At 41.6% G+C, this 22,281-nt stretch carries 14 protein-coding genes, 1 other RNA gene and 1 pseudogene; 8 read left to right on the top strand and 8 right to left on the bottom strand.

Annotation, left to right across the window (positions count from 1 at the left end):
* Nucleotides 1-100: 100 nt before the first annotated feature.
* On the bottom strand, nucleotides 101-1,513 hold the full coding sequence (locus BWP33_RS00700; RefSeq protein ID WP_002641285.1) for a dihydrolipoyl dehydrogenase: 1,413 nt from the start codon (nucleotides 1,511-1,513) through the stop codon (nucleotides 101-103).
* A 307-nt stretch (nucleotides 1,514-1,820) separates the two neighbouring features.
* Nucleotides 1,821-2,570 (bottom strand): glutathione peroxidase, encoded by a 750-nt coding sequence (locus tag BWP33_RS00705; RefSeq protein ID WP_002641284.1) that lies wholly within the window; start codon nucleotides 2,568-2,570, stop codon nucleotides 1,821-1,823.
* A gap of 203 nt (nucleotides 2,571-2,773) precedes the next feature.
* Between BWP33_RS00705 and earP the strand changes: the two genes are divergently transcribed.
* From earP to ssrS, 6 genes are all read left to right on the top strand, one after another.
* Nucleotides 2,774-3,826 carry an elongation factor P maturation arginine rhamnosyltransferase EarP gene (earP, locus tag BWP33_RS00710; RefSeq protein WP_244903123.1) on the top strand — a complete coding sequence of 351 codons (1,053 nt, stop codon included), beginning with the start codon at nucleotides 2,774-2,776 and terminating at the stop codon, nucleotides 3,824-3,826.
* A 189-nt stretch (nucleotides 3,827-4,015) separates the two neighbouring features.
* Complete coding sequence (locus tag BWP33_RS12260) at nucleotides 4,016-4,162, top strand: hypothetical protein (RefSeq protein WP_155999510.1); 147 nt, start codon at nucleotides 4,016-4,018, stop codon at nucleotides 4,160-4,162.
* A gap of 8 nt (nucleotides 4,163-4,170) precedes the next feature.
* Nucleotides 4,171-5,160: an NAD(P)H-dependent glycerol-3-phosphate dehydrogenase gene (locus BWP33_RS00715; RefSeq protein WP_002641282.1), complete on the top strand. Its 990-nt coding sequence runs from the start codon at nucleotides 4,171-4,173 to the stop codon at nucleotides 5,158-5,160.
* A 154-nt stretch (nucleotides 5,161-5,314) separates the two neighbouring features.
* Nucleotides 5,315-6,865: a coiled-coil domain-containing protein gene (locus tag BWP33_RS00720; protein WP_002641281.1), complete on the top strand. Its 1,551-nt coding sequence runs from the start codon at nucleotides 5,315-5,317 to the stop codon at nucleotides 6,863-6,865.
* A complete protein-coding gene (locus tag BWP33_RS00725) occupies nucleotides 6,862-7,170 on the top strand; it encodes a cell division protein ZapA (RefSeq protein WP_002641280.1) in 309 nt (102 codons plus the stop codon). Before BWP33_RS00720 ends, BWP33_RS00725 begins: the two co-directional genes overlap by 4 nt.
* Before the next feature lie 10 nt (nucleotides 7,171-7,180).
* Nucleotides 7,181-7,364, top strand: a non-coding RNA gene (ssrS, locus tag BWP33_RS00730) — 6S RNA.
* 43 nt (nucleotides 7,365-7,407) lie between these two features.
* On the opposite strand, the gene nth is transcribed toward ssrS, so the two are convergent.
* On the bottom strand, nucleotides 7,408-8,037 hold the full coding sequence (gene nth / locus BWP33_RS00735) for an endonuclease III (protein ID WP_002641279.1): 630 nt from the start codon (nucleotides 8,035-8,037) through the stop codon (nucleotides 7,408-7,410).
* A gap of 569 nt (nucleotides 8,038-8,606) precedes the next feature.
* On the opposite strand from nth, the gene BWP33_RS00740 reads away from it, so the two are divergent.
* On the top strand, nucleotides 8,607-9,752 hold the full coding sequence (locus BWP33_RS00740; RefSeq protein ID WP_002641278.1) for a polyamine ABC transporter substrate-binding protein: 1,146 nt from the start codon (nucleotides 8,607-8,609) through the stop codon (nucleotides 9,750-9,752).
* 68 nt (nucleotides 9,753-9,820) lie between these two features.
* Here the strand turns inward: BWP33_RS00740 and BWP33_RS00745 are convergent, their stop codons facing one another.
* From BWP33_RS00745 to BWP33_RS12780, 4 genes and pseudogenes are all read right to left on the bottom strand, one after another.
* Complete coding sequence (locus tag BWP33_RS00745; RefSeq protein WP_002641277.1) at nucleotides 9,821-11,227, bottom strand: leucyl aminopeptidase; 1,407 nt, start codon at nucleotides 11,225-11,227, stop codon at nucleotides 9,821-9,823.
* 51 nt (nucleotides 11,228-11,278) lie between these two features.
* Complete coding sequence (locus tag BWP33_RS00750) at nucleotides 11,279-12,568, bottom strand: OmpA family protein (protein ID WP_002641276.1); 1,290 nt, start codon at nucleotides 12,566-12,568, stop codon at nucleotides 11,279-11,281.
* Nucleotides 12,569-12,838: 270 nt separating this feature from the next.
* Nucleotides 12,839-17,647, bottom strand: coding sequence for a RecQ family ATP-dependent DNA helicase (locus BWP33_RS00755; protein WP_002641275.1), 4,809 nt, complete (start codon nucleotides 17,645-17,647; stop codon nucleotides 12,839-12,841).
* 440 nt (nucleotides 17,648-18,087) lie between these two features.
* Nucleotides 18,088-19,086: pseudogene (locus BWP33_RS12780) on the bottom strand (L,D-transpeptidase); the annotation flags it as partial.
* A 450-nt stretch (nucleotides 19,087-19,536) separates the two neighbouring features.
* Between BWP33_RS12780 and rlmD the strand changes: the two are divergent.
* Complete coding sequence (gene rlmD, locus BWP33_RS00765; RefSeq protein WP_002641273.1) at nucleotides 19,537-20,844, top strand: 23S rRNA (uracil(1939)-C(5))-methyltransferase RlmD; 1,308 nt, start codon at nucleotides 19,537-19,539, stop codon at nucleotides 20,842-20,844.
* A 63-nt stretch (nucleotides 20,845-20,907) separates the two neighbouring features.
* On the opposite strand, the gene BWP33_RS00770 is transcribed toward rlmD, so the two are convergent.
* Entirely contained in the window at nucleotides 20,908-22,266 is a 1,359-nt protein-coding gene (locus BWP33_RS00770; protein WP_002641272.1) for an acyltransferase family protein, read from the bottom strand.
* Between the last annotated feature and the right edge of the window lie 15 nt (nucleotides 22,267-22,281).

Consider the following 22,281-nt stretch of genomic DNA (forward strand, 5'->3'; position numbering starts at 1 on the left):
AGTTTGTTGAGGGAATAGGAAAAGTATGGCAGGATTTTGCCATTTTGCCCATTCTGATTTGCGTAAAAAATGGTTTGAATGTGCAAAGGTTTCAGGTCGCCTATTTTGACAATTTGCTTGCTACATCGCGCAGTGCAGTACGCAAACCTTCTTCAATAACAGGATGATAGAATGGCATATCCAACATTTTAGGAACAGTCATTTCCATTTGATGCGCCCACGCGAGTAAATGTGCAATGTGTTCGGCAGCAGGCCCAGCCATTTCCGCACCTAAAAATTTACCTGATTGTTTGTCGGCATACACGCGCATATGCCCTTTATTTACCAACATTACACGGCTACGTCCCTGATTTCTAAATGAAACTTCGCCAATTGCTACTTTGTCATCAAAATCATCGCCGTATTGATTTTTCAATGTCGCAAAACGCGCACCCACCGACATAATTTGCGGATTGGTAAACACCACACCAATCATGCTACGGCGTAATCCTTTGCTGATATTGGGGAATTTACCAGCGTTTTCGCCTGCAATTTTACCTTGGTCGGCAGCTTCGTGTAACAAAGGCAATTGATTCGATGCATCGCCCGCGATAAAAATATGTGGAATAGACGTTTGCATGGTTTCGGGATTGGCAATAGGCACGCCACGCTTATCCGTGTCAATTTTGATGTTTTCCAAACCTAAATTATCCACATTGGGTGTGCGCCCAATTGCTGCCAGTAAATAATCCGCCACAAAAATACCGGTTTCATCATCTTGTGCCCATTTGATTTCCACTTTACCATCGGCATTCAAACGCGCTTCGGAAGTAGAACGCAAATAAAATGGGAATTCTTCTGCAAAAATTTCAGTAGCTTGCTGCAATACCACAGGGTCGCTGATGCCACCCAAACTACCATCTCGCCCAAAGACGGTTACTTTCACACCCAAACGGTGCAATGCTTGCCCCAACTCCAAACCAATCACGCCAGAACCAAATACAGCCACGCTTTCAGGCAGCGTGCTCCATGAAAAGACGTCATCATTAACAATCAATTTATCGCCCAATTTTTCCCATTCTGGCAAAATCACGGGGCGGGAACCTGTTGCGATGACAATGCGGTCAGCTCGAATTTGCGTGTGGTCATCAATTTGAATGGTATGGTCGTCAATGAATTTGGCTGCACCCATGATTCGGCGATTTTCGTCCCATTCATTCACATCTTCCAGTACGAAACCCACAAAGCGATCGCGTTCAGATTTTACGCGATTCATCACTTCTTCACCGTTGACTTGAATGGATGATTTATCCAAATGTACGCCAAATGGGTCGGTATGCAAAGCGTGATGACGTGCTTCCGCTGCCGCAATCAGTAATTTGGAAGGCATACAACCCACACGCGCACAAGTTGTACCAAACACATGACTTTCAATTAAATACACATTTTCGGTATGCAAACGCGCGTTGCGAAATGCACCCATGCCAGCCGTACCACCACCAATGACAACCACGTCTGCTTGCAATTTTTTCATAGTTAAATCCTTATGATTTTGAAAAATTGTTAGTTAAAATTAATCACGTCAGTTAAAAAAAGAGAGTCATTCAGGCAGCCTAACTATTATATTCATTAAGTAATCAGAATAATCAATAATTCAGGCTGCCTGAATAACCCTCAGATTATTCAGGGGACAATGTGCTAGAAAAGGAGGAGAAAACTATCACATCGTCCGAAAGGGTGTGTTAGAAAAGGAGAAAACTATCACACCCATCGGAAAATATGGCATATTCTACCGAATTAAACAGCGAAAGAAAAGCCATTTTTCTAGCGGAAAAGTCGCATTATTTAGCGAAATACTTTTCCAAATCATCGCTACCACCAATGTATTGACCACCAATGAACACTTGTGGCGCAGTGGCTTTGCCTGTGATGGCGCGCACAGAAGTGATAGAAGCATCACGACCCAACACGATTTCTTCAAATGCATAGCCTTTTTCTTTTAACAAAGCTTTTGCTTTGGCGCAGAATGGGCAACCAGGTTTGGTGATGATGGCTACTGATTCGTGTGGTGTCCAAGTTGGGTCAATGTGTTTTAACATGGTGTCTGCGTCAGATACTTCGAATGGATCGCCGTCTTTCACAGGCTCAATAAACATTTTTTCAATAACGCCATCTTTAACCAGCATAGAATAACGCCATGAACGGTCGCCAAAACCCAATTGTTCTTTGCTAACCAACATACCCATGCCTTTGCTGAATTCGCCATTGCCATCAGGAACAACAGTAATGTTTTCAGCTTCTTGATCAGCCAACCAAGCATTCATCACAAATGTGTCGTTTACAGAAACACAAACGATATCATCAACGCCACGTTTTTTAAATTCACTTGCCAACTCGTTGTAGCGTGGTAAGTGAGTTGATGAGCAAGTTGGGGTAAATGCGCCAGGCAATGAGAACACGGCAACGGTTTTGCCTTTGAATAAATCATCAGTAGAAACATCTACCCACGCATCATCTTTGCGAGTGTGGAATACAACTGATGGGACTTTTTTGCCTTCTAATTCGGCTGCGGTTTTGATTTGTACAGACATCTTCATTCTCCAAAAATAGGATTGTGTTACACTGAAAACTAACGAAAACGTATTATAGACTAAGTTGGGAAATTTTATCATTTATTGTTCAAATGATTTGAATTAGCTTAATTTATAAGTATTTTTTATCGGTTTTTGATTATTGATTAATTTTCTCTAAAATGAATAAAAAATTTAATAAAATCTGTTGGTTATTTTGTAATGTGATTGATAATTTTGGCGATATAGGGGTGGCGTGGCGATTGGCTCGTGAATTGCGGACACGATTAAATTGGCAAATTTATTTGTTTTTGGACGATTGGGGCTCGTTGCGATGCCTTGCGCCTGATTATGCTAATGAATCGGGTATCATATTGAAAAATTGGCAAGAAAATGAATTCGCTGATGTGGAAAATGTGTGTGCGCCGCATGTGGTCATTGAAATGTTTGCTTGCAGGCTGCCTGAAAATGTATTGGTTATTTTGAAGAAAAATCAAGCCATTTGGCTCAATTGGGAATATTTGAGCGCGGAAAATTGGGCGGTGCGAACCCATGGTATGCAGTCTCTGCAAGCCGATGGTTATGCAAAATATTTTTGGCAAATGGGTTTTGTGCCTGAAAGTGGCGGTTTGATTCGTGAGATGACTTTCAGGCAGCCTGAAAATTTAATTGAATCAAATGCTTTGAGGGTTTTACTGTTTGGTTATCAGAGTGAAATTTGGGTAGAAACTTTGCGTGCTTGGCAGGCGTTGGGTTGGCGCGTGGACGTGGATTGCGTGGGCTGGCAAGTTGGTCAGAGTTTGCATGAATTGGGCGATTTATTAGCAGAAAATGGCAAACAATATATTTTAGGCAGCCTGAAAATTCGCCAAATTGATTTTGTACCACAACAAAATTTTGATGATTTATTGGCGCAATATGATTGGCTGTTTGTACGTGGCGAAGACAGTTTTGTTCGCGCTCAATTTTCGGGTAAGCCATTCTTTTGGCATATTTATCCGCAAAATGAATTGGCACATTTGGATAAATTGGCGGCATTTTGGGATGGGGTTTGGCGAGACGATGCAACATGGCAGGTGGCGCATTGTGCGTTGTCGGGCGAATTGAATGGGGCTTTCAGGCTGCCTGAAAATGAACGCATGGCGCATTGGCAGACTTTGTGGGACTGTCGGGCAGATTGGGCGAGTGGGGCGCGTGATTGGCAAATGTTTTTGTTGAGTCAATCTGATGCGGTAACGCGGTTGGCAAATTGGTGTGATTTATACAACACGAAATAATGCAAAAAAATGATTGGCGTGTTTTCAGGCTGCCTGAAAACCGAATTTAAGCTAAAATCGCGACTATTTCAGTATCATTAAATTCACAAATTGATACTTTGTTCTGTTTTATTTTAAACGACCATAATTTTGTCGTGTGGCAAAGGCATTGGTTGGCGATGCCGCGCCGATTCAGCTAGCCCAATAAAGATGACTCATCACGCATGGATTGCAGTTTTAATTCACGACAAAATCATCACGAATCATGACGCGGTTGTGTTAAAATTGGCAAAATTGCGCTTGAATGTTTTCAGGCAGCCTGATTTTAAAATCATCAATAAATCAATCAAAATTTAGAGGATAAAATGAATATTACCGTATTAGGCGCGGGCGCGTGGGGTACTGCACTCGCCATACACTTTGCTTTGCATCAACACACTGTCCGTATGTGGACGCACAATGCTGACCACGCTAAAGTGATGCAGCAAAGTCGCACCAACGACCGATATTTACAAGGCTGCACGCTGCCTGATAATCTGAATGTTGATGATGATTTACACACCGCGTTAACCAATAGCGAACTGGTGTTAGTGGTTACGCCTGTGGTGGGTTTGCGCGACAGTGTTTTGCTGATTAAACAAGCTGGTTACGGACATTTACCTATTTTGACTGCGTGTAAAGGTTTTGAATTGGATACGGGCTTGTTGCCGCATCAAGTGGTAAAAGATGTGTTGCCTGACAACCAACAAATTGGCGTATTATCAGGTCCGAGTTTCGCGCAAGAATTAGCCGACCAAATGCCATGCGCTGTGTGTTTGGCATCAGAAAATTTTGAATGGATTAAACAACTTTCTGCGCAACTGAATACTCATGTCATGCGTCTGTATGCTAATGATGACGTGTTGGGCGTGGCTGTGGGTGGTGCAGTAAAAAACGTGATGGCGATTGCCACGGGTTTATGTGATGGCTTGGGCTATGGTCTGAATGCGCGTGCGGCTTTGGTAACGCGCGGTTTGGCAGAAATCACGCGTTTGGCGGTGGCGATGGGTGCGCAACAAAAAACCATGATGGGTTTAGCGGGTACGGGCGATTTGATTTTGACGTGTACGGGTGCGTTGTCGCGCAACCGCAAAGTAGGCTTGGGTTTGGCACAAGGCAAAACCCTGCATCAGGTTCTGATGGAGATTGGACATGTTGCTGAAGGCGTACCGACTATTGAAGAAGTGCATAATGCTGCTGCTAAGTATCAGATTGATATGCCTATTACGGGGATGTTGTATCAATTGGTTCGTAATGAATTGACCGCCCGAGATATTGTAGAACGCTTGATGCAGCGCGAACCCACGCACGAATAATCCATGTTTGTACAAATTTGAAGATTGATGATTTTCAGGCTGCCTGAAGTGTGAAAATAAAAGGTAGTCTGAAAAAATAATTTTATTTATTTTAATGATTTAGTATTGATTCAACCCTTTTCAGGCAGCCTGAAAATAACCCCAGAGAATAACCATGACTCAAACACTCGCTCAACTGGAAAGCAAATTACAAGCACTGATAAAAACCATCAGTCAAAGCAAAATTGAACAAGGTAAATTGCAACAACAACTTGCACAATCTCGCGATCATCTAGACAGTGTCAATAAAGAGTTGGAAGAAAAACAGCAACAACTTGAAATTGAAAGAAAAAAACGACCTGGGGACGCGGCTGCACAAAAATTCATTGCTGAATTAGAAGGCAAATTGACCACGCATGAACAACAAATTCAATTGTTGGAAAAAGAGCGTGTGAATTTACGTGACCAAATTGCATTTTTGCAAGGCAATTTGCAAATGCGTGAGCAAGAATGGCAGGAAAAATTTGATACCGCGCAAACCATTTGGTCTGGTAAACGCCAAGATTTAACCGATAAATATCAAGCTGTTCACAAAGAATTAACGCGCAAAGAACAAGAGTTGGAACAAATTCAACAAGAACTTGTACTCGCCAATGAAACCAAAGAGCGCGAGTGGCAAGCCAAATTGCAAGAAGCTAAATTGGCAGCCGAACAGCAGTTGCGTGAACTCAAAAACCAAGTTCATGAAATGCAACAACAAACCGAACAGCAAAAACAAGATTGGCAAATGAAATTGACGCAAGCCGAAGCCGCCGCCGAAATTCAATTGCGTCAACATAAAGAACAACTGAAATCCGCACAAGCCGATGCTGCTGACCGCATTCATGTGTTGGAAAAACAATTGGCACAAAGCGAAGAAAATGCGTTGCGTGAAGCCACGTTGTTAACCGAAAAAATTACATTGGCAGAAACCAATGCCCTGAAACAACAACAAGAATGGCAAAGTAAATATTATGCCAGCGAGAAACAATCGCAAGAATTTGAAGCCAAATTGTATGTCGCAGAAAAAGCCGCTGAACGTCAAAGCAAAGATTGGCAAGAAAAAATTGAATCGCTGCAAAATCAATTAAAAGTAACCGAAAATGCCACTGAAATGCAAATTCAAGCATTAAATGGTAAATTGAAAGAAAGTGAAGAAGCTGCTGAACGCCAAATTCAAGCGTTGCGCGACCAATTGCAAGTTGCCAAAGAAGCCGCACAAAAAGAATTAGAAAGCGCGTATAGCCAAATCTCCACGCAAGACGAACAAATCCAAGAATTGTTGACAAAACTAAAAACAACCGAAGAAGGTGGCGAGCAGTTGGCACAAAAATTACAGGACCAACTTCAGGCAGCCTTAAACCGCAATGAAATTTTGCAAATCAATTTGGAACAAGAGGAACAACGTTTCCAAAACGAAGCCGAACAAATGAAACTAGCACACCAAACCGCTTTGGAAGATGTGTCGCATCGTTTGGGCGAGCAAATTGGCAAACTCAACGAACAAATTAAAAATGAAAAAACCGCTTTGCAAACGCAAATGTTGAAATTAAATAGCCAAAATCAAGAATATCGTAGTATGTTATTACAAAATGCAACGCAATTACGCCAATTGTTGAGCCGTTTGCCGGCGGAAAGTGGTAGCGATACGGTTTCAGGCAGCATCGTTGCGGAGGATAATGTATGAGCATTGAACAAATTAACGTTTCTATTTTGAATCGCCAATTTACTATTGGTACGCCTGAAGCCGAGCGCGATACATTGTTACAAGCTGTGGATTTGCTGAACCAAAAAATCACAGCAATTCAAAGTGCTGGGCGAAATATGGAAACCGACAAGATTGTGATTATGGCGGCTTTGAATTTAACCCATGATTTATTAAAACTGGTAAATGAAAATAAAGTCTTGGCAGATTCTGAAATGGAGCGTAAAATAGGCGCATTAATTCAGATGTGTGATGACGCGCTGGTTGGCGTGGAAGAGCATAACTAAAACCAGTTAAATTTCCCTACGGTGTTCGTGAAGGCATACATTCCTTTGAACCAATAAAGTTTGCTTCAGGTTGTCGGGAGTTGTAACAGGTGCGAGCGTTCCCTTTGTTGGAATGCACCCGAAGTTACCCGAGATAGCCGCCTTGTGTACAAGGTTCAAGCGGACTCGGCCGAAACGCCACCAGTGGGGTCTTATTAAAAAACCATTGAATATTTTGTTATTCAATGGTTTTTTTCTTTATTTTTGAATGGGGTAATCGCATAAATCATTGATAATGCACGTTTCACATTGTGGTTTTTGTGCTTTGCAAGTGTAACGCCCATGCAGAATCAGCCAGTGATGTGCGTCCATCAAAAATTCTTTGGGGATATTTTGCATTAATTTGTCTTCTACTTCACGTACGTTTTTGCCTTTTGCCAGCCCTGTGCGGTTGGAAACGCGGAAAATATGCGTGTCCACAGCCATAACAGGCTGCCTGAAAGCCGTATTTAAAACCACATTGGCGGTTTTGCGCCCGACTCCTGCGAGTGCTTCCAAATCTTCGCGATTTTGGGGTACTTCGCCGTGGTGTTTGGTGATGAGTGCTTGGCAAGTTTCTATGATGTGTTTAGATTTTGTGCGATATAAACCAATGCTGCGTGTGTATTGCATCACACCTTCCAAACCCAAATCCAGCATGGTTTGCGGTGTGTTGGCAACAGCAAATAATTTGGCGGTGGCTTTGTTGACACCGACATCGGTTGCTTGCGCCGACAGCAACACGGCAATTAACAACTCGAATGGGCTAGAATAATTCAATTCGGTGGTAGGGTGGGGGTTGGCGGTGCGTAGGCGTTCAAACATTTCTTGGCGAGTGGCTTTGTTCATGATAATAACCAATAAATTAAAAGGTGGATTTTATGCGTAAATGGGATTTTTAGTAAATTACATTGGGTTTCATTTTTGTTAAATTTTATTTTTATTAAAATTATTTTGCTTTACTTGATTTCAATTTAATTTAATTTGATTTAATTTTTTAAAATCTTAGCATAATATGGTTTATTGAAATAGGTGTATTGTCAAAATAAATAAATAATGTACAATTTAATTACATTAAATTACAAGATTAATTTATTGAAATAGAGGGAAATCTATTTCAATAACTGGCTTTACTGGGCTGTTTTTCCTCCTTTCAACAGCTCGGTAAAGATGTAGATGGTAACATCTGCATTGTTTGTGAAGCGTAAAATCTCTGATTTGAGGTATTTCAGGCAGCCTTTTGAGGTTGCCTGCTTTTTTTGTCTCAAAATCAAATTATCCATTGTCTCTATTTTTTACTTGCCAGCCAACGTATTTTTTCGTTTAATCACGCCTGCCGACCAACGTGTTTGGGACTAGGTATTTTTCCGAACGGCATACTCTTTTTTGAACCCTTTCCCTTTGATAAAGGAAAATAAATGAACACAAAAACACTGTTGGTTTCCGCCGTTACGGCTGTATTTTTAGCGGCTTGCGGAGGTTCAAATCATAAAGCAGACAAAAGCGCGTCAGGCATCGCCACTTCCACACCTGCCACCAATGAATTAAATATTTATAATTGGTCGGATTATGTGGCTCCTGCTACGGTGAAAACATTTGGTGAACAACATAAAATCAAAGTAACCGAAGCCTATTATGATAGTAATGAAATGCTAGAGGCAAAATTATTAACAGGTAAATCAGGTTACGATTTGGTTGCACCGTCCATTGCCAATGTCGGACGACAAATCAAAGCAGGTGCGTATCAAACCATTGATAAAAACCAAATTCCCAATTATCAAAATATTGACCCTGAATTGCTTAAATTGATGGCGCAAGTGGATATGGGTAATCAATACGCCGTGCCTTATTTTTGGGGAATCAATACGTTAGCTATCAATAAAGACATGGTTGTCAAAGCTTTAGGCACAGATAAGCTGCCTGAAAATACATGGGATTTGGTGTTCAAACCCGAATACACCAATAAATTAAAATCATGTGGTATCAGCTTTTTTGATAGCCCAACCGAACAAATTCCTTTGGTTTTGAAATACTTGGGTAAAAATCCAAATAGCGAAAATGAAGCCGATATTCAGGCAGCTTTTGATTTACTCAAAACCGTGCATCATGATGTGAAACGTTACACGTCTTCGGGTTACATTGACAATTTGGCAAAAGGTGATTTATGTGTGTCTATTGGTTACGGTGGTGATTTGAATATCGCCAAACGCCGTGCCAAAGAAGCTGGCAATCAAGTGAATATTGATGTGTTGACACCAAAAACAGGTGTTGGTATTTGGATTGATTCATTTATGATTCCAAAAGATGCGAAAAATGTCGCCAATGCCCACAAATACATCAACTACACATTAGAGCCAAAAGTGGCGGCACAAAATGGCGATTTCGTTACCTATGCGCCAGCTGCCACGCAAGCGCGTGAATTGATGAAACCCGAATTTTCACAAGATGCGTCCATTTTTCCAAGCGAAGAAGTGAAAGCCAACAGTTTTGTGGTACTGCCTAAATCGCCAGCAGTGGTTAAATTGCAGACCCGTTTGTGGCAAAATTTGAAAGCAGGGCAATAATCAGAAAACCTGTATACCAATTGATTGATGAATTGGCATACAGGTTTTTTCAGGCAGCCTGAAAACCATTATTTGCTTTGGTTACGCAAATATTGCACCAATAACGGAATCGGACGTCCTGTCGCGCCTTTGGCTGCTCCCGATTTCCACGCCGTGCCAGCAATGTCCAAATGCGCCCAAGTGTAATTTTCCGCAAAATGCGCCAAGAAAGTTGCCGCTGTAATCGTGCCAGCAGGACGACCACCGATGTTTTGCATATCCGCAAAATTGGATTTCAGCTGTTCTTTGTATTCGGGGAATAAAGGCAATTGCCATGCCTTATCATTGCAATCGCGCGATGCTTGTAACAACGCGTCCGCCAAATCTTGATTATTGGACATCAAACCGCTCGCTACATGACCCAACGCAATAATGCACGCACCTGTTAGCGTTGCCACGTCAATCACGGCTTTGGGTTTGAAATTTCGTTCCACATAAGTCAGCGCATCACACAAAACCAAACGTCCTTCCGCGTCTGTGTTCAAATTTTCAATTGTTGTGCCGTTCATCGCTTTCACGACATCACCTGGTTTAGACGCACCTGCATCGGGCATATTCTCGCAAGTTGCGACCACTACCGCCAAATTAATGGGCAATTTGGCTTTGACTGCCGCAATAAATGTACCAATCACAGTCGCTGCGCCACACATATCGTATTTCATCTCGTCCATGCCTTCACCTGGTTTCAATGAAATGCCGCCGCTATCAAATGTCAAACCTTTACCAACCAAAACAATGGGTTCAGCCGATTTATCCGCTGCACCAAAATATTTCAATTCCAATAATTTTGGTTCATTCAGGCTGCCTTTTGCGACTCCCCAAAAAGATGGCATATTTTCACGAATATAATCCGCACCCAAAATTTTTGCTTCTGCACCAAGTTGTTGAGCTTCTTTGGCGGCGGTTTCGGCTAAATAAGTTGGCGTGCAAATATTAGAGCCTGTGTTGCCTAAATCTTTACACAAATTCACACCGTACAACAACGCTTGTGCCTGATTTAAGGCAGCCTGAATTTCGTTGCTGTGTTTGGTATGAACGAATTCCAATTGTTGTAATTTAGCTGGATTAGGTTCTTTTTTATAATAATCAAAACGATAGACCGACTCACCAACCGCCGCCACTAAAATCTCGGTTACGCGTGGCGAATCCACTTCGCAAAATGGATTCAGATCCACCGACGCATTTTCTTGTTTTGCCAACCAAGCGGCGGCATCTTTGGCGGCTTTTTGCAACGTTTCGGTTTTCAAATCGGCAAAACGCAGCACCGCGATATTTTTCAGGCAGCCTGAAACGGGAATATTGGCACTGGCGAAACTGTCTTTGTCGCCCAATGTGGCAAAAACCAATTGTGCATTTTCATCAGTTAATTGATTTTTTTCTGTACAAACAAATAATTGTGAGTTTTTTGTGGTACTCGTTGAGGTGCTAAATTGCATGGAAATGCTCCTAAAATAAGATTGAATTTAAAATACTGTGTCATTGATTCATTAATCTGTAATTTGTACTTCTACACGGCGACCTTCTTGGTTTTTGCCTTGTGCGCCGATTGTACTCTCGGGTCTGCGCAATTCAATATTTTTCGCGGATACACCATGTTTAATAAAGAATGCTTTGACGGCTTCGGCACGTTTTTTGGACAATAATTCATTGTTTTTGGCGTTGCCAGTGCTGTCGGTATAGCCACTGATGATGAGTTTTTTGCCTGATTTGCCTGCAACGATGGTTTCTTTGGCGATAGCATTGGCATTTTTGGCGATGCGACTCATGCCAACCGCAAAATAAAATTTAATCATGCTATTTTCTGCAATAACACGGCTTTCATTGGCTGGCGGTGCGCTGGTGTCTGTGCTGTCGCTGACAACCATAGGCTCGCTTGTCGCAATAGGCTCGCTGATGATTCCAGGTTCACTTGTGGCGACGGGTTCACTGATGATTTCGGGTTCACTCGCGGCAACGGGTTCGCTGGCAGCCAACGCATTATGCAAACCAATAGCAGTGCTGGCAGCGGCGGATACGTCATTTGATTCAATGCTCGCTTGTTGTTCTACTAAGTGATTTTGAACGATGGGTTGTGGTGCGATGGGTGAGGTTTCCTGATTCATGCAAGTGCGTAAACCAAACACACTCACCCCGCCTAACAACAAAAATGCCAATAATTTTGTCCAACCACTTGACTCGGCTGCAACGGACACAGGTGCGCCTGTGATGCCCGTTAAACCACTTGCTAAGCCCAATACACTGGCACACAGGCTGCCTGAACTGCCAATATCCAATAAAGACAATAAATTAGCAGACAATGTTTTATTCAGCCAGCAGGATTGTGAGCCCAAAATGGTATAAAATTCTTGCGCCGTCCAACCACGTGAGCGCAACAGCGACAGCACCAATGGTAACGCCACATTCAGCAACTGATACGCGCCACTATTGGATACGCCACTTGAATGAGCGATTTGTGCGGCGGTAGGTTGGGCGTTGCTGCCCAATAATTGCGTAACCAAAGGTTTGCCTATTTCGGTAATTTTGTTGAATGGGATTTTGTTTAATTGTGTGATTAAGTCATGGTAGGGTTGTGGGTTACTGCCCATCACTTGATTATACAATGCGATGGCTTGGTCGCGATTGCCATTCACATATTTGAGTATGGTCAAAACAATGGTTGGTAATGCCACCGTAACCGCGCGTTCACTGGCGGCTAAATTTTCGCCTTGTGTGGAAAGAAAATGGGCGAGCGGTTCGCCTAATTGGTTGTGCATCAAAGTGCTTAGTTCGGTTGCCATATGAGTTGCTCCGTGAATGAAAATCAAAAAACATCATTATATATTAATGGGGGTAATTGACAATTCAGGCGCGAAACAGATTTTGAACGCAGAAATCATTGTTTGTGGAAATCTTTGCAACGCCCTATCTTTAGTGGATTTCTTTGCGATGCGCTTCTCTAATATTTGAAAATACTTTTAATATTATCTGTGTGTTATGCGATGCTATCGCTTTGAATTGCACTGAAATCTAGGGTTTTGCAAAGCTTTCAGGCTGCCTGAAAACCATTTTTATCGTTCTAAATACACAATCGGCAACACAATCCGACATTGCTCACCTGTTTCTTTCTTTGTCCAGCGCACAATAAAATTGATTGATGCGCCGACCACACGATAGCCTTTCCGTAAATGCGAGGCTAATTTTGCTGAAAACTTTCTTGAATATCGCACATATACACCGTCCGTACCCACAAAAAAACCAAACTGATTAGCATCTATTTTCTGCCCTGAATAAAAAGTACGAATGACCTCTTTACATTCTAGGAAGTTATCTAAATACACGTCATCAAGCCCCAAATACAATGCTAATTCACGGTTGTCTTCTTGCGGATTGCCGTGATAACGTTCTTCTATCACGTTTTCGCCGATACACATTTGGCGCAGTTTTTCAGCATTGGAAAACACGGTTAATGCCGATTTGGCACGTGAAAATGCCACATATAAGACGCGTTTTTCTTCGTCTGTGGCGATTTGGGGCGCATTCAGGTAAACGAAGACATGGTCGTATTCACGTCCTTTGGCTTTGTGAATTGTGGATACAAAAACTTGTTGTTTCTCAATACAATAAAAATCTTCCAAACGTGATTCATGCGTGAATGCCACCCAATCGGAAATGTATTTTTGTTCGGGATAAAGCTGCATGAAATAATCCAATAAATTGATGAGTAATGGCAAATGACTGCTGTTTTGAAAATGGTTCAATGCTTTTGTACGCGCGGTATCCCATGCATTTTGACTGATGATGTTTTGTTCGTTTTGCAAATTCAAAAAATTTTCAAAAACAGCCACCTCCAATAAGTTACGTACCAAGAATCCATCATTGCTTTGCACAAGTTTACACGGAATAAATGCTTGACGCAGTTGCCCTGATAGCCAAATGGCTTCTTCGTTGGTTTGTGTTAGCAACGCAACCGATTGCCCTGTTTTGTAGGCTGCCTGAATTTTTGCCAACAAATTCGGTAAAATGCCACCTGAAAACGCTACATAACGCACTTCACCTGCTTCAGGTTGTACAGCAATGACAGGATGATTTTTAAGGCGTTCAGTCAATAAATCAGCAAAACGATTGCAAAATTGCACGATATTGCGTTTGCTACGGTAATTTTCCAGTAATTCGTATGTAGTTGCCCCAAACTCGGTCAGCAATGTTTGCATATATTTTGGCGTTGCACCTGCAAAACTGTAAATCGTTTGGTCGTCATCACCGACTGCAATCACGCGCATTTCTTCGTTTTGCGCCATTAATGTTTTGATGAGTTCAAATTGAATGGCGTTAATGTCTTGCGCTTCGTCCAACACGAGAACGAGTTTGGCGATGCGGTTGTTTTCCACTTCACCTGAACGAATTTTGGCAACCGCTTGTTCAATGATATCGTCCGATTGCTTTAAATCGCCTACACGTCCCAATAAATCAAAACAATAGGAATGGAAAGTTTTAATTTCTACATACGCCGCCGCGTTGCCCATCAACTTAAATAATCGCGATTTAAATTCGTAGGCGGCAGCGCGTGAAAATGTTAGCATCAACAATTGTTCATGTTTCACGTCTTCCAGTTGATACAAAGACGCGAGTTTGTGGACGAGTACACGCGTTTTGCCACTACCAGGGGCAGCGAATACGACAATATGCTTGCTATTATCATCTTGAATAATTTGCAACTGGGTTGGCGATAAATTCCCAAACCATTTTTGAAAACGCTCATTGGTCATATTCAGTTTGAGTATATCGGCTTCGTTAGCAGGGAAATATTGGCGTAAAAATTGACGATAATCCAAACTAAAATAATCGGTTACGAGTTTTAAGGCTGCCTGAACGTCTTCGGTCATCATTTTGGCGTATTTGCCGACAATGTGGATTTGTTGTTTACGTGTTTCGTAATATTGGGCGAGTTGGCGATAATCGTCTTTGGTGTACAGTTTGCGATTGTCCAACATTAGGCGTTTGAGTGAAAGTCGTTGATAAACAACCAAAAAACCGCCTTCAATTTTGAGTAAATCCATACGCAATAGGAAAAAGAGTACGTCTTCCCATTCTTCTAAAGTGCTGTCGTCTAAAAACGCCTGTTTGAGTTCGCCAATGGAAAATTCTACATAGACAAAATCAGACGAAGACGGCGCGGTATTGAGCGCGGCTTGTTGCTGTGCCAGTTGATGCAAATGTCCCATTAACCATTGCGCGAGCTGGTGTTTACGCGCAATCCAATCACGCAATTCGTGGGCGGATTGTTTGAGCGTCAGCGAAATTTCATCGTGAGCAGGTTCGGTTCGTGTCAGCCAATTTTTGATGCGCCAAAAATGCAGTAACGATTTGATGATTTTGGGATTAACGTCTTTCAGGCTGCCTGAATGTTCCGAGCATTCCTGATTGAGTGATTTTAATGTGCCAATCAAAAAACCGTCATTGGCTTGCAATTTGTCTAATAAAAATTTTTCTAATTGATTGATTTTATTAAGTTGTTGATTAATATTGTAAGCACTGGCGTTGGGGCGAACGTAGGCGCGTAAATCTTGTTGGTCGGCTAAAATTTGTTCTTCACGTAGCCATGAAACGATTTTGACGACTGTTTCCGTTTTTAAACCCAACACGTCTGCAATATAATCCACACGCGATTCAGCGGTTTCTTCGGTGGCGCGATTTTGGCTGCGCTGCGAAAACAATTTTTTGATGATGCGAATAGCATTATTTTTTTGGTCGGGGTGAATGCGCGTGGATTGGTTAATTTTGTCAATTGCTTCGGCAGCATTGGCGGACAAAATGCTATTGGCGTACACGCGTGGCATATTTTTGCCACGTTTGATGTAACCGACTTGTTCCAACGCTGCAATCGCGGTTTTCACACGCGTTTCTATTTCGTCTTCGCGTTCATCGCTCCAACCAGCTTGTCGCGCGATATTGAGTGGCGATTCGGCGATGTCGGTGCGTTTACCGAACAAATCTTTTAAGGCTTTCCAAATCTGTCCGATTTCTTTTTGTCCGATTTTGGTTTGATTGAGTAAAGTGAAATGTTTGTCTAAATCGTCAGGCTGAAACAGCACAAAACAGGCTGCCTGAATCTGTTCATCTCGCCCCGCACGTCCTGCTTCTTGCACATAATTTTCCAATGAATCCGAAATCTCATAATGTACGACTAGCCCCACGTCTTTTTTGTCTACGCCCATTCCAAATGCGGACGTAGCAACCATCACATTGACTTCGCCCATCATAAATTGATTTTGGTGGTCAATTCTTGTTTCTTTGGGCATTTTGCCGTGATACGCCAACGCCGCAAATCCGTCTTGACGCAGTTGCTCGGCGATGTCTTCGGTTTTGCGCGTGTGTGAAACGTAAACAATGGTCGGGCAACGGTATTCATCAATTAGTCGGCGCAAGGATTGATAGCGTTCGTCATCATTTTTTTGTGGGAGAACTTGGTAAGATAAATTTTTACGCGCCACAGCTGCCTGAAAAACCTGCAAATCCAAATTCAATTCACGTTGGAAATAATTTTTAATATCTTCAATAACTTGTGGTTTTGCGGTTGCCGTGAAACACGAAATAGGAATGACGCGATTTTTTTGTAATTTTTGTAATTGGCGAATGCTTTCTGCAATATACAAATAATCCACGCGAAAATCTTGCCCCCACGCCGAAAAACAGTGCGCTTCATCAATCACAAATCGGGCAATATTGCGACCATGCAGCAACCGTTCAATCGTATTGGAACGCAGGCTTTCAGGCGAAATGTACAGCAAACTTGCCGAACCATCCGACACGCGTTCCATTGCTTTTTGGCGTTCAATCGGATCAAGCGAGCCGTTAATCGTAACCGCTTCGGTGATGCCACGTTGTTCCAAATTGTCCACTTGGTCTTTCATCAGCGATTGCAAGGGCGAAATGACGACCGTCAAGGCTTTTTGGCGTTCTCCTGCCATTAACGCAGGAACTTGAAACGTTACCGATTTACCGCCACCAGTTGGAAAAACCGCTAACAATGATTGTTGTGAAACGGCGGCTTGTGCCGCTTGCGCTTGAAGTGGTTTGTTGTCGTATTGACGGAAATTTTCGTAGCCAAAATATTTTCGCAAATATTTTTTTGTATCAAGATGTTGTTGACAATATTCGCATCCCGTCTCGCACGGCGTACCGCGTAGTTGCGTTAAAATTGTGTTGATTTCGGGATAATACTGTTGGATTAGCCACGCTGGGGTAATGGAATAACGATTATTACAATGAATGAGACTTAGTGCATAGGCCAACGCCACAGGAGAGCGTTTTGCCCAATCGCGTACAGGCGAATTTTTACAAATATGTTTTTGAAATGTTTGGAAAATTAGACGAACGACCACCGCCAAAATTTCGTTTTCGGCTGCCTGAAAACCCATCGCCCGAAAAAATGCCGAAAAACCATCGCAATCTTTGAGCAAATAATAAAAAATCGTCTGCAAATTTTCAGGCAGCCTGAAAAATGCGTTTATCTCGCTTTTTAACAGTTGGGCGGTGATGCGGCAGTCCAACAGCGGATTATTATTGGATTCTTCAAATGCCTGTTTATAATCCTTGTCCAATGCGTGATACGGGCGTGCAGGAAAAAGCAATGGCGACAGCATCAAGGTGTCAATGATGTCCTTTTCGGTTTTATGAATTTGTGCCAGCTCTGCGCGAAGATGCGGAAAATCGTGATGCAAAAAATTGTGTCCGCAAATGAAATCGGCTGCCTGAATGCTTGAAATCAACTCCGAAATTTGGTGTGTGTGTAATTCTTTTTCGCCACAAATGGCACCGATGTCTCGGATTTTCTGATTATTGGAATCGGTTTCTAAATCAATATAAGCGATGGTCATCTGTTATTCCCTTAATACTTGCGCTTTGAACCGCACTCTCTTTTGGTTTTGGGGATATTTTTCAGGCAGCCTGAAAATCAATAAAATCCAGTTACGTCATTTAAAAATCTTAGAACCTGTATTCACAGCCAAGCGCGATGTCTTTTTGTTCCATTTAGCACGCTTGCTGCGTTGAATTTCACGATGGGAATTAGCATGAAATTTGCCTTACATTCGCACCAACTGGGACAAAAATCTATTTCACGTTGGCTATGAATATCAGGTTTTTAAAATGACGCAACTGGATTTTTTATGTCAATTGATTACTTAGATTTTGTGGTTGGTTTCAAATCCATAGGTTGCACAGGCAATAAAGGATGCTCACCTACGGTGTCATCATCAAATACAGAAGTGGATTTTACTTCAATATTTTTTTTGTTTGATGCAGCTTTAGCTGGCGCGACTTTAACAGGCTCGGTTTTGGTAGGTGCGGGCTTACTGGTTTTGGATTTGCTGGGGGCAGTAACGGAAGCAGGTTCAGGCAGCAATGGTGTGCCTTCTTCTTCGTTTACCGCATTTTTGGTGTTTTTTGTGGTTTTGCTTGGTGCAACGGTTTTGGTTTTGGTAGGTGTTTTGGTTACAGGTACATCATCACCAGCATCTATCTCAATTTCACCACTTTCAATGGTATCATCTTGAACAGGTGGTAATGCGGTGTTCATGCCTTTTGGCGTGGTCAAAGATGCAGAGCCGCTATTCCATGCCAAAGACATCAAATTACCTTGAATTGTGCCTTTGCCTTTACAAGTCAGACAAACAGGTGTTCCTTTTTTCGCTTTCAAAGTTTGGTTGACTAACGCATCGGAAACATTGACGTTATTTTCTTTTGCCCATGCTTTAATGCTTTTTTTCAACATTTCGATGTTAAGGTTTTTTTTGTTGTATGGGTCTTGATATGCAGCCAGCCACAATTGATTTTTGCCGTCCACGTTTAAGGCAGCCATTTCGTAGCCAACTAACGCATCAGAACCTGTGGTAATGGTACGCGCAAAATCTAACGCTTGTTCTGATTTCATGCGAACGCAACCATGACTGCGCACCCCTGGTACACTGTTCGGTGCATTTGTGCCGTGAATCCCCAAACTCAATTTAGGATTACCTAAACGCACAAACACAGGACCCAACGGATTATTAGGACCAGGAGGGACACTGGTTTGTGGTGTTTTCATTTCGGCTTGAATGGATTTGGGAATATGCCAAGTTGGGTCGTAGGCTTTACCTCCGATTTTGTGTTCGCCTAAATTGGTTTGCGTCATCGCTTTACCGACTGCAACAGGGTACACTTTTTCCAATGCGCCATTATTGAATAAGAATAAGCGTTGTTGTGGAATATTAATCAACACATAATAGCCCGTAGAGACGGGTTGCACATCAGGGACGAGCGTGTTTTTCACATTCAAAACAGGGGTTTTACCATCGGGTGTTAAGGTTTTGGATAATAAAACAGGTGCAGTTTTGTTTGCTGTGGTGGTTTTTTTGGTGGTTGTTGTGGGAGTAGTAGTTGATGTGGTGCGCGTGGTTTTGTTGGCTGGTGTTGTGGCTTCGGTGGTTTTGCTGGCGGCAACAGGTGCTTTTTTCGGCGCGGATTGAGTGATGGTTGGGGCAGCTAAAGTGGGCAAGGTTGCTACCAATGTGAGTGCTGTCCAAGTCAATTTTTGCATATAATGGCTTCCCATATAATAATAGAATAGAGAAAATTGCGGATTACGCAAACAAATAAAACGAATAATGATAACTTAGTTAATTGTTTTTTTCTGCGAAAATTAACATTTTTTTTATTTATTGTGTGTATTTTGCAACAAAAATACCTTTCAGGCTGCCTGAAAATTTATTTTACTTTGAAATAAACCATGAAAACCATCATCCAATCCATAGACTATGAAGCGCGTGGTGTTACCCGAATTGACGGAAAAACCATATTTGTAAACAATGCATTACCACAAGAAGTGGTGCAAATTCACATCACGCAAGACAAAAAAACATATGCACAAGCTGATGTCAATCAAATTTTGTTGCCCAGCCAATACCGTCGTCAACCGCGTTGTCTGCATTATGGTGAATGCGGTGGGTGTGTGTTGCAACACGCTGAATTTACAGCACAAGTAGCTTACAAGCAGCGTGTTTTTGAAGAACAATTACAACGCATCGGTAAAGTATTCCCTGAACAAATTTTGCCCCCAATTTATGGTGCTGAATGGGGTTATCGCAGTCGCACACGTTTAGGAATTTTTATAGATAAACAAGATGTTGTCCATATTGGATATCAAGCGAAACGCAGTCGACGGATTGTGTCTATTTCGCAATGTCCTGTGTTGCCCGACCACATTTCAGGCAGCCTGAAAACTATTCGCGCTAATTTGCAGCAATTGCATCAAATTGCGCCCAAAATTCAATTAAAAGGCGTGGAAATTTCGGTTGGTGAACAGATTACTGCATTAAATATTATCAGCAATAAAAAATTACCAGAAAATCAATTAGCATCATTTTTAGGCAGCCTGAAAGAAATCAGTGGCATAAATTGGCAAATTTGGCAACAGTTTGGTAATTTTCCAGCGCAAGTTGTTTCTCCAAAAAATGCACCTGAATTGAATTACACGTTGCCTGAATTTCAACTGAATATGCCGTTTCGCGTAGGCGATTTCACACAAATTAATTTACCGATGAATGAAGCGATGGTTTCGCGTGCTATGCGTTTGTTACAACCGCAAGCTTATGAAAAAATTGTTGATTTATTTTGTGGCTTGGGAAATTTTACGTTACCGATTGCGCGAAGTGGCGCGATGGTTTTGGGTGTGGAAGGTGCGGATTTTCTCACCGAACGCGCTGCCAATAATGCGCGTGAAAATGGCTTACACAACGTCCAGTTTCGCACGGCTAATCTGTTTGATGTTACAGAGCAATTTATTGAAAGTTTGGGATATTTTGATAAGATGTTGCTGGATCCGCCGCGTGCTGGGGCGTATGCGGTGGTGCAAGCCTTGCAGCGTCCATATTTGCCCAAACGGATTGTGTATGTGTCGTGTAATCCTGCGACTTTTGCGCGAGATGCGGCGGTATTGGTGGACAAGGGGTACCGTTTTCGGGCGGTTGGTGTGATGAATTTGTTTCCGCACACGGCGCACGTAGAAGCGATTTCAGTCTTTGATTTAATTGAATAATGGATTAGGCAGCTGGAATACAGGTTCTAAAGATAAATTCTTTCAGGCTGCCTTTTTTCATGATTATTGAATCAATTTTGCGCCTGATTCAATAAATTTTTGAGAAAAAATGCCAATACCATATGGATTGAAGTGGTCATCATCATAATACATAGGCATTTGATTATATAAGTAATTGTTGGGTATGTATCTTGGGAAATCTAAATCTACCCAATGAATTTGTGGATACTTTTGTACTATTTTTCTAATGCGCTCATTGGCTTGTTCGGTTGCGATGATTAAATTTTGATTGGGTTTTGCCAATGTGATGCCTTTACTTTTTAAAAATTCAATGCGTTGTAGAGCATTTTTGTTTTCAAATCCTGTATTAGGATTATCACGCAATACATATATTGTATTACCATTTTGTAGAATAAATTGTAGTAATTTATTGAAATTTTTTTCATAATCAGGTTCTTCTAATCTTTGCGACCAACGTTGCGTCAAAATAACCGTTGGATATTGATGAATCAATTTATCTGCAAATCGTTTGCGAAATTGGCGACAAAATTCTTGATTTTGTCCTTCAGCTTCATGATGTACAAAATAAACTTCTGGCAGCAAAATAGAGCAGGCTTGACCGGATTCTACATAAGCTACCCAATTTTCATGTTTTCCAACCAGATGATAAAATTGATTATATTGCGAATTATGCGAATCACCTACAGCTAAAATTGTTGGCAAAATTTTTTTATTTTGTATATTTCCTTGAAGACATTGGGTATTTGATTGTAATCCACTATCGCAGATATTTTGATGCCAGCCAAATAATCGTTTATTTTGTACATCATCAATAAGATCTTTATGATGCATCGTTATCATGGCAAAACAGCTTGCACCTAAAAAATAAGCCGTCATACCATATACAAATTGATGATGTGATAATGATGCTTTTCTAGCAGGTTTTTCTATATGTTCATATGATAAGTAAGAAAAAAGAAAGGTCATGACCGCTGCCAATAAAATGGCGATAAGCGGTAAATCATTTTGTACAAATACATAACGAAATCCAGCCAAAATAACCCAGTGCCACAAATAAAGCGAATATGACCATAAGCCTATTTTAACTAAAATATCGGCAGACAAAATATTTTTCAGGCTGCCTGAATACAAAACCCAACCCACTAATGAACACAAAATCAAACGTGGAATATAATTATCTTGATCCGCCGTATATTGCGTCCAAATATGTTGTGGGATAAATAAAATGAATAAAATTAATAATAGAATTGACCAAGACACTTTGTTGAGTGGTGCAGACTGTGGTTTTGTTTTAAAAGCATATAATGAACCAATTAATAGTTCGTAAGCACGAATGTGTGGTAAAAAATAGCTTTGGTAACGTGAAGTTTCTAGTGAATCAATCCATGAAAATATCCACAATGATATGAAGACGAA

It is taken from the genome of Simonsiella muelleri ATCC 29453, assembly GCF_002951835.1.
GTDB classification, from domain to species: domain Bacteria; phylum Pseudomonadota; class Gammaproteobacteria; order Burkholderiales; family Neisseriaceae; genus Simonsiella; species Simonsiella muelleri.

Excerpts from the sequence above, each read along its gene's own strand:
- BWP33_RS00700 (WP_002641285.1), bottom strand. The coding sequence starts at position 1,513 with ATGAAAAAATTGCAAGCAGACGTGGTTGTCATTGGTGGTGGTACGGCT.
- BWP33_RS00705 (WP_002641284.1), bottom strand. The coding sequence starts at position 2,570 with ATGTCTGTACAAATCAAAACCGCAGCCGAATTAGAAGGCAAAAAAGTC.
- BWP33_RS12260 (WP_155999510.1), top strand. The coding sequence starts at position 4,016 with ATGACTCATCACGCATGGATTGCAGTTTTAATTCACGACAAAATCATC.
- BWP33_RS00715 (WP_002641282.1), top strand. The coding sequence starts at position 4,171 with ATGAATATTACCGTATTAGGCGCGGGCGCGTGGGGTACTGCACTCGCC.
- BWP33_RS00720 (WP_002641281.1), top strand. The coding sequence starts at position 5,315 with ATGACTCAAACACTCGCTCAACTGGAAAGCAAATTACAAGCACTGATA.
- BWP33_RS00725 (WP_002641280.1), top strand. The coding sequence starts at position 6,862 with ATGAGCATTGAACAAATTAACGTTTCTATTTTGAATCGCCAATTTACT.
- nth (WP_002641279.1), bottom strand. The coding sequence starts at position 8,037 with ATGAACAAAGCCACTCGCCAAGAAATGTTTGAACGCCTACGCACCGCC.
- BWP33_RS00740 (WP_002641278.1), top strand. The coding sequence starts at position 8,607 with ATGAACACAAAAACACTGTTGGTTTCCGCCGTTACGGCTGTATTTTTA.
- BWP33_RS00745 (WP_002641277.1), bottom strand. The coding sequence starts at position 11,227 with ATGCAATTTAGCACCTCAACGAGTACCACAAAAAACTCACAATTATTT.
- BWP33_RS00750 (WP_002641276.1), bottom strand. The coding sequence starts at position 12,568 with ATGGCAACCGAACTAAGCACTTTGATGCACAACCAATTAGGCGAACCG.
- BWP33_RS00755 (WP_002641275.1), bottom strand. The coding sequence starts at position 17,647 with ATGACCATCGCTTATATTGATTTAGAAACCGATTCCAATAATCAGAAA.
- rlmD (WP_002641273.1), top strand. The coding sequence starts at position 19,537 with ATGAAAACCATCATCCAATCCATAGACTATGAAGCGCGTGGTGTTACC.